General features: G+C 62.2%; 11 protein-coding genes. 8 read left to right on the top strand and 3 right to left on the bottom strand.

The genetic code is table 11. The features are described from left to right. Positions 1–13: 13 nt before the first annotated feature. Positions 14–319: an STAS domain-containing protein gene (locus tag SFU85_02560; protein ID MDX6765651.1), complete on the bottom strand. Its 306-nt coding sequence runs from the start codon at positions 317–319 to the stop codon at positions 14–16. 56 nt (positions 320–375) lie between these two features. Between SFU85_02560 and SFU85_02555 the strand changes: the two genes are divergently transcribed. From SFU85_02555 to SFU85_02535, 5 genes are read left to right on the top strand one after another with little or no spacing between them, the layout of a single operon-like run. Then, entirely contained in the window at positions 376–1,554 is a 1,179-nt protein-coding gene (locus tag SFU85_02555; GenBank protein MDX6765650.1) for a glycosyltransferase family 4 protein, read from the top strand. Next, on the top strand, positions 1,551–2,291 hold the full coding sequence (locus SFU85_02550) for a sugar transferase (protein MDX6765649.1): 741 nt from the start codon (positions 1,551–1,553) through the stop codon (positions 2,289–2,291). The genes SFU85_02555 and SFU85_02550 overlap by 4 nt, the downstream gene beginning before the upstream one ends. 1 nt (position 2,292) lies before the next feature. Next, positions 2,293–3,468: a hypothetical protein gene (locus tag SFU85_02545; protein ID MDX6765648.1), complete on the top strand. Its 1,176-nt coding sequence runs from the start codon at positions 2,293–2,295 to the stop codon at positions 3,466–3,468. Then, on the top strand, positions 3,465–5,195 hold the full coding sequence (locus SFU85_02540) for a SpoIIE family protein phosphatase (protein ID MDX6765647.1): 1,731 nt from the start codon (positions 3,465–3,467) through the stop codon (positions 5,193–5,195). Before SFU85_02545 ends, SFU85_02540 begins: the two co-directional genes overlap by 4 nt. Beyond that, the gene (locus SFU85_02535) at positions 5,192–5,566 is read left to right on the top strand and encodes a response regulator (protein MDX6765646.1); all 375 of its coding nucleotides are present in this window, start codon (positions 5,192–5,194) and stop codon (positions 5,564–5,566) included. The genes SFU85_02540 and SFU85_02535 overlap by 4 nt, the downstream gene beginning before the upstream one ends. 279 nt (positions 5,567–5,845) lie before the next feature. Here SFU85_02535 and SFU85_02530 read toward each other — a convergent pair whose 3' ends face one another. Together SFU85_02530 and SFU85_02525 are read right to left on the bottom strand one after the other, a co-directional pair. Further along, positions 5,846–9,367, bottom strand: coding sequence for an ATP-binding protein (locus tag SFU85_02530; GenBank protein MDX6765645.1), 3,522 nt, complete (start codon positions 9,365–9,367; stop codon positions 5,846–5,848). Then, a complete protein-coding gene (locus SFU85_02525) occupies positions 9,364–12,033 on the bottom strand; it encodes a response regulator (GenBank protein MDX6765644.1) in 2,670 nt (889 codons plus the stop codon). The genes SFU85_02530 and SFU85_02525 overlap by 4 nt, the downstream gene beginning before the upstream one ends. A 179-nt stretch (positions 12,034–12,212) precedes the next feature. Here SFU85_02525 and SFU85_02520 point away from each other — a divergent pair, with 179 nt between their 5' ends. Genes SFU85_02520 through SFU85_02510 form a run of 3 tightly spaced genes read left to right on the top strand, consistent with a single transcriptional unit; the run spans position 12,213 to position 15,582 of the window. Further along, a complete protein-coding gene (locus tag SFU85_02520) occupies positions 12,213–13,559 on the top strand; it encodes a WecB/TagA/CpsF family glycosyltransferase (GenBank protein ID MDX6765643.1) in 1,347 nt (448 codons plus the stop codon). Beyond that, positions 13,556–14,719: a glycosyltransferase family 1 protein gene (locus SFU85_02515; protein MDX6765642.1), complete on the top strand. Its 1,164-nt coding sequence runs from the start codon at positions 13,556–13,558 to the stop codon at positions 14,717–14,719. Before SFU85_02520 ends, SFU85_02515 begins: the two co-directional genes overlap by 4 nt. Next, the gene (locus tag SFU85_02510) at positions 14,716–15,582 is read left to right on the top strand and encodes an AAA family ATPase (GenBank protein ID MDX6765641.1); all 867 of its coding nucleotides are present in this window, start codon (positions 14,716–14,718) and stop codon (positions 15,580–15,582) included. Before SFU85_02515 ends, SFU85_02510 begins: the two co-directional genes overlap by 4 nt. Positions 15,583–15,588 lie beyond the last annotated feature (6 nt).

The raw sequence follows: 15,588 nt of genomic DNA, 5'->3' as shown, positions 1-15,588 counted from the left end.
CTTCCCTCCCGGCTCACCGGATCTCGAAAATCCGGTGCAGGCGCAGCAACTCGATCACCGTGCGCACCTGGGGTCGGACGTTGGTCAGCACCACGCCGCCGGTGGGCAATTTTTTGTAAATACCCAGGATCGCACCTATCCCGGAACTATCCACAAAAGCCACGGCCGCCAGATCGATCACCACCTGGGCCGCCCCGGGCGGCCAGGCCGACTCGACTTCCTGCTTGAAGATGCGCGCTGAGGCGGCGTCCAACCGTTCCGCTTTCACAGAAAGCCGGAGCGACGTGCCCTCGGTTTCCACTGCAACGATGGTTCCCATATCCGGGATATTAGCTTGTCGCGTGGACCGGTAAATATAGAATTGCGTACAAGTTCATGAAACTTCTCTACGTTCATGAAACCTTGGGCAGCCTGGGTGGGGCCGAGGCCAATGTCCACATCACCGCCACCGAATTGAAAAAGGCCGGTTGGGATATCGGGTTGCTGCACCGCCGCCGCAGCGGCAAGTCCGAGGCCGCCTGGGATTCCCTCTTCGCCCCAAACCTCTTTTGCGGGGATCCCGCCGCGGCCCTGGCCTCCTTCCAACCCGATGTCCTCTATGTCCACAAATGGGACGATCTTTCCAGTCTGGAAACCCTGCTCTCTTCCGGCATTCCCGCCGCCCGCATGGTCCACGACCATGACATTTACTGTCTGCGCAGCTACAAATACAACGTCTTCAACCGGAAGATCTGCCGCCGCCCCGCCTCGCCCTGGTGTGTCGTCCCCTGCCTGGCGCCCTTGAAGCGGCAACGCGGAGGGGCACTCCCCTTTTCCTGGCAAAGTTATTCCGCCAAGCTGCGCGAAATCGAAACCAACCGACGTTTTTCCGCCCACTTTGTCGTCACCCAATACATGCGCCACGAGTTGGAAATCAACCGCTTTGATCCCGCGCGCATTGAGATTTTCCCGCCGGTTCCCCGCCCGGCCCCGCCCCTCACCAGCAGCTTCTCCGAGCGCAACCTCCTCGTCTACGCCGGCCAGATCATCCGCGGCAAGGGCGTCGACGTCATGCTCGAATCCCTGGCCCGATTGAAACACCCCTTCGAACTCATCGTCCTCGGCGATGGCCACCACAAGCCCGCCTGCGAAAAACTCACCCGCAAACTGGGCCTCCAGGACCGCGTTCGTTTCGCGGGTTTCATTCCACAGGACGAACTCCGGCAATACTATGCCGAAGCTTCCGCCGTCCTCATTCCCTCGGTCTGGCCCGAGCCCATCGCCACCGTCGGACTGGAGGTCATGCGCTTCGGCCTGCCGGTCGTCGCCTTCGATGCCGGCGGGATTTCCGACTGGTTGACCGATGGGGAAAACGGCCACCTCGTCCCCTGGATGGACCGGGATGCCTTCGCCGCCGCCGTGGACGGAATCCTTGGTGATAAAAACCGGGCCCGCTCCATGGGCGAAAATGGCAGGATCCGGGTCAACCGCGATTACGATTTTGACGACTACATCACCCGACTGGGAAGACGTCTGGCCGAACTGGCCCACAGCGGCAAAGGAGCCCGGACTTGAACTCCGCCCCGCAATCACCCGGCCCGGAAGACCTGGAATCCATGCTGTACTGGGCCCGTGCCTCCGATCCGGCCACGCGTTGGCAGATGCGGTTGCAACTGGCGATCAAAAAAAGGCTCTGGCGCACCGTGGTCGACGGCTCCGGCGCCCTCAAGCGCCTCCTCGATCTCTTCGCCTCCGGTTGTGGACTCCTCGCGCTTTCCCCCCTCTTTCTGGTGGTGGCCCTGATCATCCGCCGCGATGGAGGGCCGGTCTTTTTCTGCCAGCAACGGGTCGGCCGCTTCGGGCGGGCCTTTGGCATGTGGAAATTCCGTTCCATGGTGCCCAACGCCGACGCCCTCAAGGACCAACTCCTGCAACAGAACGAAGTGGCCGGAGGGGTCATTTTCAAGATGAAAGACGATCCCCGCATCACCCCGATCGGACGTTTCATCCGCAAGTACTCCATCGATGAATTGCCGCAATTGTGGAACGTCTTCCGGGGCGACATGTCCCTGGTCGGTCCGCGCCCGCCGGTGCCCCGCGAGGTCGCCCTCTATTCGGTCGAAGAACGCCGCCGCCTGATGGTCCGGCCCGGCCTCACCTGCTTCTGGCAGGTTGGCGGACGGAGCGACATCGACTTCGCCGGACAGGTCCGCCTCGATCTGGAATACATCCGCTCCGAAAGCATCTGGGTGGACTTGAAGCTGCTCTTCCTGACCATCCCGGCCGTCTTGCTGGGCAAGGGGGCCTACTGAAATGAAAGCACCGGTCTGGATCTGTCCCGATTGGGGACACCTCGACACCATCTGGCGCAACCCGTTGCCGTTCATTCTTTGGCCGGTCGGCGATGAACCCCTCTTGTCCCACTGGATGGACCATGCCGTACGCACCGGTGCCGAAAGAATCACCCTGGTCGTGGCCGACCGGCCCTCGGAAATCCGCGCCCACTTCGAGCGCCACCAACGCTGGTCCCGCCCGGTCGAGATCCGGGTGCCAACCGCCAACGAAAAACTGCCGGATCAGGGAATACGCCTGGCCGGGCTTCCCGGTGGTTCGCAGATTGCCGAACCTCGGGACGCCGCCGGCTTGCTGGCCCTGTGGTCCCAATTGAATTTCGAGTGGCTGGCCGGCCGCCAAGCGGGCGAACAACACATCGATGTCTCCCACGGCCATGGCGCATGGATCGGGCCCCGTGTCCGCATCCATCCCGCCGCCCAACTCAGGCCTCCCTACCGTATCGGTGCCGGGTGCGAAATTGACGCCGGGGCGGTCATCGGGCCGGAGGCCCTCATCGGCGACCGCTGCTTCATCGGCCCTCACTCTGAAATCACCCGGAGCATCATCTTGGCCGACACCTGCCTGGGTGAGCGCACCCTTTGGCACCATCGTGCCGCCGATGGCGGGGTCGTGCTCGATCTGGAACGTCACCTCCGCCTGGATCTGCATGACGACCTGGTTTCCGGACGCAACTCGGCCGAGCCGGGAAAAACCGGCCTTCTTGGCCGCGCCTCCGCCGCCCTCCTCTGGCTGCTGCTTTGGCTTCCGGCCCGCCTGTTCTGCCGGGGCACTTCGGTCTGGGACGTGCACCTTCCGGGTTCCAAGAGTACCCGCATTGAGACCGGTTTGTGCGGACCTCTCATCCTTCGCCGCCACGACTGGCTGAGGGAGATCGCCCAAGGACATTTCACCTGGATCGGCACCCTCCCCCGCCGTGCTTCCGATCTGGCGGACGTTCCTGCGGAGACCGCGGAACGCCTGCGCCAGGCCCGGCCCGGGCTGCTCGCCCTGTCCGATCTCCATGGAAGCCACAGCGCCGGGGATCAGCTCGAATGGCCGCACGCCGCCATGCAGCTCTTCGCCGACACCCCCGGCATGCGGGCCATGATCCGCCGCCGCGCGTCCCTGTTATTCTCCACCGGAGACCAGGGATGAAACCGGATTTCGTCCACCATGAAGGCGGTGGCTGCGCTTTCCCCGCACGCTTGGAGGACGTCCGCAAGGCCGTTGCCCTGCTTGTCCGCTTTTGCCGCACCCACGGCATGTCCCCGGACCCTCTCCAAGCCATCGAGCTTGCCGCCACCGAGGCGGCCAACAACGCAGCCGAACACGGGGCCCAACTCGATCCGGCGAAACAAATTTCCCTCTTCTGGGAGTGGCAGGATGAAACCTTCCGCATCCGCGTGCAGGACCCCGGAAACTTCCAACCGGAAAAAACCGCGTCACAACCCGAGGACCCCTTCTCCGAACGCGGTCGCGGCCTCTTCCTCATGGAGCAATTGGTGGACCGGGTCCAGCACCTCTCCGTGCCCGGCGGACACCAGATCCTGCTGGAGAAAATCACCGGACCCGCCTCCTTCCACCAGGAATCCCCGGCCGAAATCGAATCCACCCTCGGCTCGATGACGGAAGAACTCAGCATCAGTTATGAGAATCTCTCGACCCTCTTCCGGTTGGGTGATGCGCTCGCCACCAGCAGGGACTTCCAGGGCTTTCTTCAGCAATCGCTCTTACAACTCAAAATACTACTCGACTGCCATTGGGTCTACCTGGCGGAACTCAAGCCGGAATCGGCAAAGATCGTCACCCGGCTGGAAGTCGGCACCCCACCCCCGGGCTTTCCCCAGGAACGCGAGACCCGGCCTTCCTGGTTGGAAGGCGGGGTTTTCACCAGCCACCAGGATGCCACCGTCGAGCGGTCGGCGGCCCTCGATCCCTCCGATCCACTCCATGCCATCGGGCAGTGCTACGCCTGCCCGGTTTCTTTCAGCGAGACGATCCTCAGTGTCCTGGTTCTGGGCCGCGAAACTTCCCAGCCGTATTTCAACGCCGGTCAGCTCCACATCGCCCGGACATTCGCCGACTTTCTTGGCATCGCCATCGCCCTCGACCAACTCCAACGCCAGCGTTCGCAGGAACAACGCGCCCTGCGCGAACTGGAAATCGCCGCACAGATCCAACAACAGCTCCTGCCCAAGCAATTCCCCTCCCCGCCGGGTTACCGCACCCACGGTATCTGCCGTAGTGCCCGCCAAGTCGGGGGGGACTACCTCGACGTTCTGCCGGTGGGACAGGAGGGGCTTTTTCTGCTCATTGCCGATGTCATGGGCAAAGGGGTTTCGGCCGCCCTTCTGGCCACCATCCTCCGCACGGCCGTCCACGCCCGCTCTTCCATGGCCCCGAAAACGGAGCAATTGATGGCGGAAATCGCCGCCCAACTCTTCCAAGATCTGGGTCATCTCGACATGTTCATCACCTGTCAGTGTGCCTACGCCGATTTGGAAAACGGAAACGTCAACCTTTGCAGCGCCGGTCACGGGCCCGCCCTGCTCGTCCCTGCCAGCGGTGAACCCAGAATCATCATGGGCGATGGAGGGTTCCCGCTGGGCATCGTGGATGACCAGAACTACAGCGCGTCGACGGTCCAGATTCTCCCCGGAGACCGGTTGCTCCTCCAGACCGACGGCCTCTTTGAAGCCGAATCCCCCAGTGGCGAACTACTGGGCATGCAGCGTCTGCTGGCCATCGCCGACCGCCTGCGCGACCTGCCGTTGCCACAGTATTGTGAGCGGATACTCTCGGAGATCGACGAATTCTGCGGCAACCGTGCGGCGGGCGACGACCGCAGTCTCCTGGTCTTGGAAAGACTCCCCCTCCCATGAACAACAAAACCATCCTACTGTGCGACGACGAAAAGCACATGCTGCGCCTGCTCACCTTCACCCTGGGCAAGATCGGCTGCAAAGTGGAATCGGTCTCCGACGGCGAACAAGCCCTGGCCCGTGTCGCCCAAGGAGGGGTCGATTTGTTGGTCATTGATGTGATGATGCCGGGTAAGGATGGATTCGAAACCGTGCGTGAACTCCGTCGGTTGAAGGAGGGGGCCACCATGCCCGTGATCATCCTGACCGCACGGGGAGCCGCAACGATGCGCGACGAAGCCGGACAGCTGGGCGTATCCCATTTTGTCACCAAACCCTTCAGTCCGATCCAAATGCAAGAACAGGTGAAGCAACTGCTGGTCAGTAGTTAGACTTCCCCCTGAAAAACTGCCGCCCTTGATCAAAGGCTAGGCCCATCCCCTTGTTGTCCCTTGTGGATTAGAGCATTTTGCATTTGATCAGCTGCTCGTTCCCATACTCTTTCTCTTTCTCCTGCTCTCTGAATGGGAGAGAACGCGCACGAGAGCGAGTAAGAGAAACGTGTTGAAACCACTGCTAATCAAATGCAAACCGCTCTAAGAGGATAGACTTGGTGCCCGCAAAAAGGCGTCTTAGCACCGATTCGGCAGTTATTGGCATTGGGGATTCACTCAACCCTTGGGGATATCAACGCGAAGCCTGCTGCGCACTTCCCCGGCCTCGGCAACAGAACGGGCCCAGAGTTCTCCCGCCTTTGCCGTGCTTCCGCCCGGTGGCAACCGGCCTTCCTTGGCCTCGGACTCCAGCGAGGCCATCATTCCGGCAAAGGCCTTGAAGCCGAAACTGGAGGCGCTTCCTTTCAACTGATGGGCCAGATTGCGGGCTTCCCCCGCTTCGGCGCGGAACAACCGCTCCAACATGCCGGGCACTTCCCTGACAAAGCCCTGGTAAATCTCTTCAAATTCCGGGGGCCATCCCTGGGCCATGGCCTCAAGCGCCCCGGCATCCAACGCGGGCCCCATCGACCGTGCAAGCTGCGCCCGTTCGATCACTTCCTGCAGTTTCGTCCGAGTCACCGGCTTGCTGAGGTAATCATCCATCCCCCCGGCGATCAATTTCTCGCGGTCCCCCATCAGGGCATTGGCGGTCAGGGCGGCGATGTAAGGACGTCTCCTACCGGTCATCCGGCTGCGGATTTCCGCCGCCGCCTCCGGTCCGCCCATGACCGGCATCTGGACGTCCATGAAAACAAGATCGAACGCGTGCGACTCCACCGCCAAAACGGCGGCTCGGCCATCGGATACGCTCTCGACCCGGTGTCCCAGGCGACGGAGCATCTCCACCGCGATCCGTTGATTGATCTGGTTGTCCTCCGCCACCAGAATATCCAGGGGGTTCGCGCTGACTGCCACGGATTTCGGGCTGGTCTTGTCCTCGTCGACAGCGGAGGAGGACGCCGACCAGTTTTTCAGGAGATGCCGCAACCTGCCCGGACGCAACGGCCAGGCGAGCACCGGTACGGACAGCGCCGGGCTCTGCAGGCCCGAGGCCACCACGGCCACCGGAACTGGCACGTGCGCGGGCACCGACCTCTGCCCGTCCAGGACCCTTCCCGCCAATTCTTCGCCCAGGAGCCATGCCGACACCCCGGGTCTGGACGGATCCCAGGTCTCGATCGATTCAATGCGCACATACACGCCCCAGACCGCCGCCGCCGATTTGATACACCGGGCTGTCAGGGGTTCGATGCCACAAAGGCCGATCGTCCTGCCCTTCCAATCGCGGGGAAGCGGTCCATCCTTGACCCGGTTGAGCACGGGCAGCGGCAACCGCACCTTGAAGCAGGCGCCTTCTCCGGCCCTGCTTTCCAAACCCACCCCTCCCCCCATCTGTTCGACCAGCCTCTTGATGATGGCCAGGCCCAATCCGGTGCCACCAAATCGGCGCGTCGTCGAGGCATCTGCCTGGGCAAAGGGCTGGAAAAGATGCGCCTGTTGTTCCGGACTCAATCCCACGCCGGTATCGCTCACTTCCAGTTCCCAGCCCGACGGGCCGGCTGGACCCACCATCAGGCGCACCTCGCCCTCCGAGGTGAACTTGACCGCGTTGCTGAGTAGATTGAGCAGGATCTGCCGCAGACGAACCGGATCTCCCCGGACCTCCCTCGGGGAGTCCGACTCCCAGAAATGGGCCATGGCCAGTTTCTTTTTTCCCGCGGGCCCGCGTACCAGATCGAACACCTCCTCGACCAGGAGGGGAAGATCCACCGTCACCTCCTCCAGTTCCACTTTGCCCGATTCGATCTTGGAAAAATCCAGGATGTCGTTGATCAACGAGAGCAGGTGGTCGGCGCTGGCGCGGAGTGTGTCCCGGTACTCGTTCATATCGTCCGATTGCAGACGACTTTCCATCAGTTCAATCGAGCCAATGATGCCGTTGAGCGGGGTGCGGATCTCATGGCTCATGTTGGCCAGGAAATGGGACTTGGCTCGGTTGGCCTGCTCCGCGGCATCTTTGGCCACTTTCAATGCCTCTTGGAAAAGAACCCGTTCACCGACATCGTTCTGGATGCCAACGTAATAGGCCAACATCCCTACGGATGAGAAAATCGGGTAAAGCGTGAGTTCGTTCCAGAACGAGGACCCATCTTTCCGGTAATTGAGCAGGGTCACGGTGCAGGCTTGGTGGAGGCGGACGGCCTCGCGGATTCTCCTGATTTCCGCGCCCGAGGTCTCCGGCCCCTGGAGGAAACGGCAATTCCGGTCCAGGCATTCCTCCTTTCCATATCCGGTCATGCGGGTGAAGGCTGGATTGACGTAAATCAATGGATGATCCGGCAGCGACATGTCGGCGATGACCACGCCGGTATTGATCTGGCCGATGGCCCGGTCGAGCAAGCGGGCCTGCAACTCAATGGATTCGAGACGGCGGGACTGGTGCCGACTCCAGACCAGGCTGAGGGAAAACCCGAGCACAATCAAAGCCATCGATCCGGTGCCCAAAACGGCCACCATCCGGTACTTGGCCACTTCCGCCATGACTTCGTGGGCATCCAGATCGATGCCAAAAACCGCCCGCACTCCCCGGTTTTCATCGGGCAAGGGAACCAGCGCTGAGACCCAGATTCCCCAGGCATCAGGCAAGGGACCCTCGACGAATGCTTTTCCATTGGTGAAGGACGCCACCAATTCCGGGCTGGCATCTTCATAGGCCTCCCCGGGAACCGCATTGTCCGGCCCTTCTGCCTCGGCCAAAAACGCCACCCGGCCCTGCTTCTGCCCCATGAGATAGACATAACGCATCCGCGCGTCAGCCCGGTGCATGCGCCCGAGAATTTCCCGGATGGCCCCATAAGAAGGAGCCTGGGTCGGGTTGGGTGCTTTCACCAATTGGTCCACTTGGTTCGGATCCAGTGAAGCGGCCGCCACTGCTGTGCGGTCGAGCAATGAAGCGGTGATTCCCTGCCAGGCCCAATGTCCGGCCAGGTGGGTCAGCGGCCATCCCAACGCCAGGATCAGGGCCAGAATCAGCAAGGGCACCCAATCGGTGCGTGTTTTCCCGGAGTGGACCGAACGGGAGATAAAACTCCCCTCCATCGGAGTGGCCAGCAAATCACGCCAAACCAGCACCGCAACCCCGCTTACCAGCAGAAGGGCCGGAAGCCACATCCATTGGGACGCGGACAAGCTCCAGAATTGCAGCAGAAACTCTGCGGAAAAACAAAGGAACCAGCATGACAAGAGAATCCACCACAGTCTGGCGCCCGGCTCCGTTTCCGACTGGCGAGTCCGAAAAGAAGCCCAAAGTCCTGCCACTGGGAAAAGAAGGACGGAAAAGAGAACCTCGCCATCATTCAGCATCGCGGCGGGCAAAAGGAAGCAGAGCGCGCCCGCCAAAAACGGGACGATCAAGAAAGGGGTGTGGAAAGAACGCCGGGCACCGGCACAAACCAGCACCACCGTGCCCACCACCATCACCGCCAAATTGAGATGGGGCCACCGCGCCAGCACCCCGAACCAAATCTCCATCAATTCCACCGTCTCATGCCCGGCAATGGACGCGAAAACCACCACCCACCAGTATTGTCCCGGAGCAGCCGGCCGCATCAACTGACGGAAAAAAAACACCGCGGCCAGGAAAATGAAAACCGTAGCTCCAACAAACCGCAAGTAATCCATGGCCTGCAGATTCATAGCCGGGCCCGTTCTTTCAGAACCAGAAGTCCCCGGTCAAAAAGCAGGGCGATCGACTGGCCCCATTCCGCCAGCGTGGCGGGCGGCGGGGCTTCCTCGAAACGGCCCACCGCCTCCAGAAATTCCACCAAACGGCGCAGACCGAACGGTTGGATTTCACCGGCCAATTCGATCGCGGTCGCCCGAGCCTCCGCCCATTGACCGGTTGCGGCCAGGGATTGGAAGGTTCTGATGCGTTCGGCAAATGCTCGCTCGAGTTCACCCAGCACAACCGGAAATTGCGGTCCCAATCCATCAACCAAAGAATCGACCTGCGTGACATCGACCTCCAGTTCCTCCCCGGTCGCCGCCTCCTCCCGACCTTGCCCCGCCAAAGCCGGATCAGCAGGAACAACAGCACGCAACAAGGCCTCCTCCAGGTCCTCCAACCGCACCGGCTTGCTCAGGTAATCGTCCATCCCGGCGGCCAGGTAGCGTTCCCTGTCCCCTTTCATGGCATTGGCCGTCAAGGCGACGATGCGCGGCTGGCGGATTCCGGGAAGGCGCCGGATTTCTGCGGTGGCCTCCGGGCCGTCCATTTCCGGCATTTGCACGTCCATGAAGATAAGATCGTATCCCCCCCGTCCCGCCATTTCCACCGCCATGCGCCCGTTTTCGGCCAGATCCGCGGTGTAGCCCAGGCGCTTGAGCAGATGGAGCGCAACCTTCTGGTTGGTGGGATTGTCCTCGGCCAGAAGGAGCCGCAGGGGATACTCCCGCCCGAGATTCACCTGCTTGAGGGAAACCGTCTGGGTGATTCGCCGCAGCCGCTTAGAACCGGCCATCACCTGGACCACCAACCGGCGCAAGATCGGCGCATGCACCGGCTTGTGGCCGACCGCTTGGAAAGGCTGCACGGGGTCGTCCGCGATCAAACCGGGATCACTCACCGAGGAAATGAGGATCATCGGAAGGCGGTCCTTGTCGAGGATCTTCCGCACCTGGTGCGCGAAACCCAGCCCGTCCATGCCCGGCATCTGGTAATCGACCAAGCCCAGATCGTAGGAAACTCCGGAACGAATCCGGGCAAGCGCTTCCTCCGGTTCAAGGAAGATGTCGCATTCCATGCCCCAGTTGCGCAGGTGCATTTCAAGGATCTTTCCGTTCACCTGCTGGTCATCAAGAATGAACACCCTCCTGCCCTCGAGGCGGGCATGCACCACCTTGGTGCGATCCTCCACGGCCGAACGACCCGCCCCCAGGGGCAACTCAAACCAGAACATGCTCCCCCGGCCCAATTCGCTTTCCACCCCGATCTTGCCCTGCATGAGCTCACACAATCTCCGGCAGATGGCCAGACCCAGTCCAGTGCCGCCAAATTTCCTGGTGGTCGATGCGTCCACCTGGCTGAAGGTCTTGAACAACCGCGCTTGTTCCTCGCGGGAAATACCGATGCCGCTGTCACGCACCTCGAAGCGAACCCATCCGGGCCCTGGCGCGGTGACTTTCAGGCTGACCTCGCCTTTTTGGGTGAACTTCACCGCGTTGGCGATGAGGTTGGTGAGGATCTGGCCCAGACGGGTCGGATCACCCATGAGACTCAGGGGGACCGCCGGGTCGATGTTGTATCCCATCTCCACGCCCTTCTCCGCCGCCCGGGTGATGACATGGTCCACCGAGTTCCCCACCACTTCCTCCAAACTGAATTCGATCCGTTCCAGATCCATGTGCCCGGATTCGATCTTGGAAAAATCCAGGATGTCATTGAGCAACTGCAGGAGGGTTTCCCCGCTCTTGCGGATCGAACGGGTGAATTCATGCTGTTGGCTGTCCTGTGGGGTCGAAGCCAGAAGTTCCGCCATGCCTATGATTCCATTGAGCGGGGTCCGGATTTCATGGCTCATGTTGGCCAGGAAAAGGGACTTGGCCATGCTCGCCGCCTCGGCCTGGCGCACGGCTTCGTTCTGCTTTTCCTGCGCCAGCAACAACTCGCGGTTTTCTCTTTCCAGTTGCCGCGTCATCGGGCGGATGCCGAACCAACCAGCGGACAGGATGGCCAGCAGGCTGAGAAAAAAGAGGGCAATCTGCAACCCAACCAGCTGTTTCCAGTGACTTTCCGCCGCTTGCTGGTGCAGAAGCACCGCCTGATCCAGGCGGGTCAGCAGCGATCCCGCAGCCTCCGCCTTGAGTTGCTCGATCAAGGGCTGCGCGGCCGCCCGTTCGGAATATGGAAAGGAGCCGATCTGGCCGGCCAGGGAAAGGTAATTCTCCACTTGATCGTGAAGCGAACCCGGCCCGGGCTGGTAGACTTCTTTGAGCCTCCCGGAACCCCAGATACCCTGACTGACACCGCTCAACCGGCCGTTGGCCGAACGCATCTCATCCGAGGCTTCACGGATCTTGCCCAGTAATTGCCCATAAGCGGAGGGATCGGGCGCTGAAGAAAGTTGCAGGGCAAAAAAAGCAGTCCGTTGCGAGAGCATCCTTTGGCGCCCCCCCATGTTGATGTGTGCCGCATCGTGGCGCGATAGCCAGACCGCCCCCAGAACCAGGAGCAGTTCCAAAAAGGAGACGACCACGATGAACCCCAATGCCCGGGTACTCCGGCGCGATAGTTCGGACCCCGCCCCGGCCACGGCTCCGCTCCCCTGTTGTCGTCCCAGTTCGCCGGGTTTGCTTGCGCCCACGCGAGCATTCTGCCTTCCGCCAATTACGACTCAAGTCGAAACCCTCACCCACCCGGCCCAGTCCTTGAATTTTCCGCTTTTTTCTCGTCACCATCCAGCAAGGGCCTACCGTAAATCTTGTGGCCTCTTTGGATGAGCCCTCTGTGGTGCTTCTTGGTGTCCCCTTCCACCGCCTAACGATGGAGCAGACACTGGACTGGATCGCCGCCGCCGTCAGGGAACGGACCCCCCGTTTCATCGCCACGGCCAATGTCGATTTCGCCGCTCAGGCCTCGCGCGATGTCGAGCTCCAGCGACTCCTCCTGTCCGCCGATCTCGTTCTCTGTGACGGCACCCCGCTGGTCTGGGCCTCTCGCTGGATGAATGCCCCCTTGCCCGAACGCGTCCCCGGTTCAGATCTCGTGCCCCGAATCTGTGAAAAAGCCGAAGAACTCGGCTGGCGCCTGTATTTTCTGGGGGCCAGCGATGAAGTCTTGGGCGAAGCCCGCCGCCGCCTGCTGGAAAAACACCCCCGGCTACAAATCGCCGGCATGGAATCCCCTCCCTACAAACCGCTCAATGAATTCGACCACGCAGGCATCAACCGGCGCATCCGCGAAGCCCGCGCCGACATCCTCCTGGTCGCCTTCGGTTGTCCCAAACAGGAAAAGTGGATCGGCATGAACCTCCAGGAACACGGGGCGGCCGTCTCCATCGGCATCGGGGCCACCTTCGATTTCCTGGCGGGCAAGTTCTCCCGCGCTCCGGGTTGGGCCGGCGCCCTAGGCATCGAATGGCTCTACCGCATGGCCCAGGAACCCCGCCGCCTCGGTGGACGCTACCTCTTCGACCTCTTCTTTTTCGCCAACGACGTCCGCAACCAACGCCGCCATCTTTCACCCAAACCGCGGGCCCCGGCCACTCCCGTATCCTCCCGGCCCGACGGCTGGGCCAGCCTGGTCTGGAACGGGCGCGCCGATGCCGTCTCCGCCGGCCAACTCCCCGTCCGGCTTCCCCACGGGCGCAGCCGTGTCGTCCTCGACCTCTCGGGCGTGCCCTTCATGGACAGCACCGGCATGGGGCGCGTGGTCTCCCTCTTCAAAGCCGCCACGGAAACGGGGGTCACCCTGGCTGTCCTCGCCCCCGGACAACCGGGCGACCTCCTCCGCTCCATGCGCTTCGACCGCATGTTCCCCATCGTCTCCTCGCCGGCCGAACTGCCGGCCGCCCCTTCTGAATCGTCGGTTCGAAATGGGAATATCCTCACACTCAGCTGGCAGGAAGAACTCCGGGCTCTGAACTCCGAAGCCTTCTACGGCTGGGTCCTCGAACAATGGGCCCTGGCTCCGGAGGCGCGGGGGCTCTCCCTCGATCTCTCCCAATGCCCCTTCATGGACAGCACCGGACTCGGCGCCCTCCTGCGTTGTCTCAAAATGGTTTCCCGCCGCCCGGGCGCCGCTTTTCGAATCGCGTCCGCTCATGCCAGTGTCCGCAATGTCATCCATCTTGCCCGGTTGGAGCGGGTCCTGGATCTGCCCGCCGGATGAAAGTCGCCCTCTCCACCAGTGTCATCCAGCGCGGCCGCTCGGGCATCGCCACCTATGTTTTCGGCCTCTTGGACGGCTTCCGCTCGATTTCCGCCGATATCGAGCTTTGCCTCATCGGCCTCGACGAGGACCGTGCGCTTTTCGCCCGTTGGCTTGACCATTTCCGTTGGATCGGACTCCCCGAATCGTTGCGGCCCGCACTCCGCAATGTCTTCTGGCACCAGACCGGTCTCCGTGCGCTCCTGCGCCGGGAAAAAATCGACGTGCTCCACATTCCCAGTTACCGACGCGCCGTCTGGCATCCGCCCTGCGCCTCGGTCGTGACTGTCCACGACCTCGCCGCATTCAAGCTTGCGGGCAAATACGATGCCGCGCGCATGGCTTACGGCCGTCATGTGGTGCCCCGCCTTCTCCGACATGCCGACGTGCTCACCGCCGTGAGCCATGCCACCGCGGCCGATTTGGAATCCTTCTGCCATCTGCCGCGCACCGGCACCCGCGTCATTTGGAACGGACTGGATCACGCCCAATTTCATCCCCCTGAACCCGCCCTCCTCCGCCAACGCCTGGCCACCCTCTGGCCCTCGGGCGACCCCTACCTCATTTACATCGCCCGTTTGGAACACCCGGCCAAAAATCACATCCGCCTTTTTGAAGCCTTCGAAACCGTGGCCGCTTCGCAGCCCCGGCTGCACCTCGTCATCGGCGGCGCAGACTGGCATGGGGCGGAGGAAATCCACCGCCGCCTGGCCGCCTCCCACTGCCGCGAGCGCATCCATCACCTGGGCTTTGTTGACCGCGCCGATCTGCCCTTCTGGTATGCGGGCGCAACCGCGCTGGTTTTTCCCTCGCTCTTCGAAGGCTTCGGCTTCCCGCCGCTCGAAGCCATGGCCTGCGGTTGCCCGGTCGTCTCCTCCACCGAGGGCTCGCTCGACGAAATCCTCGGTCCCGACGCCCTTCGCTTCCGGGCAACGGATACCCGGGACATCGCCCAATCCATCCAGGATCTCATCGCCCTCCCCCCTGCCGAACGCGCCCGGCGCGTCAACGCCGGTCTCGCCCATGCCGCCCGGTTCACCTGGGAATCCAACGCGCGCGACACCCTGCAATGCTATTTGCTCGCGCAGGCCCGGCATGATAAAAAAGCCCTGCTCCCATGACGAACCCGTTCCTCACCCATTGGCAGATCCAGGAACGTCCGTTCGAACCGGTCACCGACAGCCGGTTCTACTTCCAGAGCCGTGCCCACGCCGAGGCCCTTGCCCGGCTCGGTTACCTGGTGGCCGAGGAAACCATGTACCTGGGCATGCTCACGGGTGAAATCGGTTGCGGCAAAACCATGACCCGCCACCTTTTCGCCTCCCAGGCCGATCCCGACCGCATCTGCGTCATTCAATTCGAGAACTCCTTCTTCCGGCTGGAAGACCACCTCAAGCGCATCCTGGTCGCCTTCGGCCTGGAACGTGAGGCGGCCGGGGCTTCCAACCTCTACGATTGCTATGCCCTCTTCCGCGACATGCTCGACCAACTCCACCGCCTCCACCAACGGCACCTGCTGCTCCTCTTCGACGAGGCCCAGGACATGGACGATGAAACCCTGTCGCAAATCAACCGCCTGACCAACCTCAACGACCAAGGCCGTGGTTTATTGACGATTGTCTTGATAGGTCAACCGGAGCTCAGGAGGCGGGTGGCCGTCCTGCCCTCCCTCGACCAGCGGATCGGACTCCGCTTCCATCTCGGCAGCCTTTCCCCCGAGGATACCGGACCCTACCTTGCCCACCGCCTGCGCGTGGCCGGACATCCCACCGGCGAGGTCTTCGATGCGGATGCCGTGCGTGTCTTGGGCGCATCGGGCCGCTCTGTTCCCCGGGAACTCAACCGCCTGGCCAAACTCTCCATGGAACATGCCCGCGCGCAGGGTCGCCGACATGTCTCGGGCTTGGACATCGAAACCGTGCTCCGCGACCTCCGTCGCCACCAATTGAATACACCGGCAACACTGATTCCGTCTCCCACCTAACATTCA

The organism is Candidatus Methylacidiphilales bacterium (assembly GCA_033875315.1).
Lineage (GTDB): Bacteria > Verrucomicrobiota > Verrucomicrobiia > Methylacidiphilales > CAZTYG01 > JANRJG01.
This window is presented reverse-complemented; position numbering and strand designations above follow the sequence as displayed.

Coding starts and splice junctions, on each gene's coding strand:
- SFU85_02560 (MDX6765651.1), bottom strand. CDS start 319: ATGGGAACCATCGTTGCAGTGGAAACCGAGGGCACGTCGCTCCGGCTT.
- SFU85_02555 (MDX6765650.1), top strand. CDS start 376: ATGAAACTTCTCTACGTTCATGAAACCTTGGGCAGCCTGGGTGGGGCC.
- SFU85_02545 (MDX6765648.1), top strand. CDS start 2,293: ATGAAAGCACCGGTCTGGATCTGTCCCGATTGGGGACACCTCGACACC.
- SFU85_02540 (MDX6765647.1), top strand. CDS start 3,465: ATGAAACCGGATTTCGTCCACCATGAAGGCGGTGGCTGCGCTTTCCCC.
- SFU85_02535 (MDX6765646.1), top strand. CDS start 5,192: ATGAACAACAAAACCATCCTACTGTGCGACGACGAAAAGCACATGCTG.
- SFU85_02530 (MDX6765645.1), bottom strand. CDS start 9,367: ATGAATCTGCAGGCCATGGATTACTTGCGGTTTGTTGGAGCTACGGTT.
- SFU85_02520 (MDX6765643.1), top strand. CDS start 12,213: ATGGAGCAGACACTGGACTGGATCGCCGCCGCCGTCAGGGAACGGACC.
- SFU85_02515 (MDX6765642.1), top strand. CDS start 13,556: ATGAAAGTCGCCCTCTCCACCAGTGTCATCCAGCGCGGCCGCTCGGGC.
- SFU85_02510 (MDX6765641.1), top strand. CDS start 14,716: ATGACGAACCCGTTCCTCACCCATTGGCAGATCCAGGAACGTCCGTTC.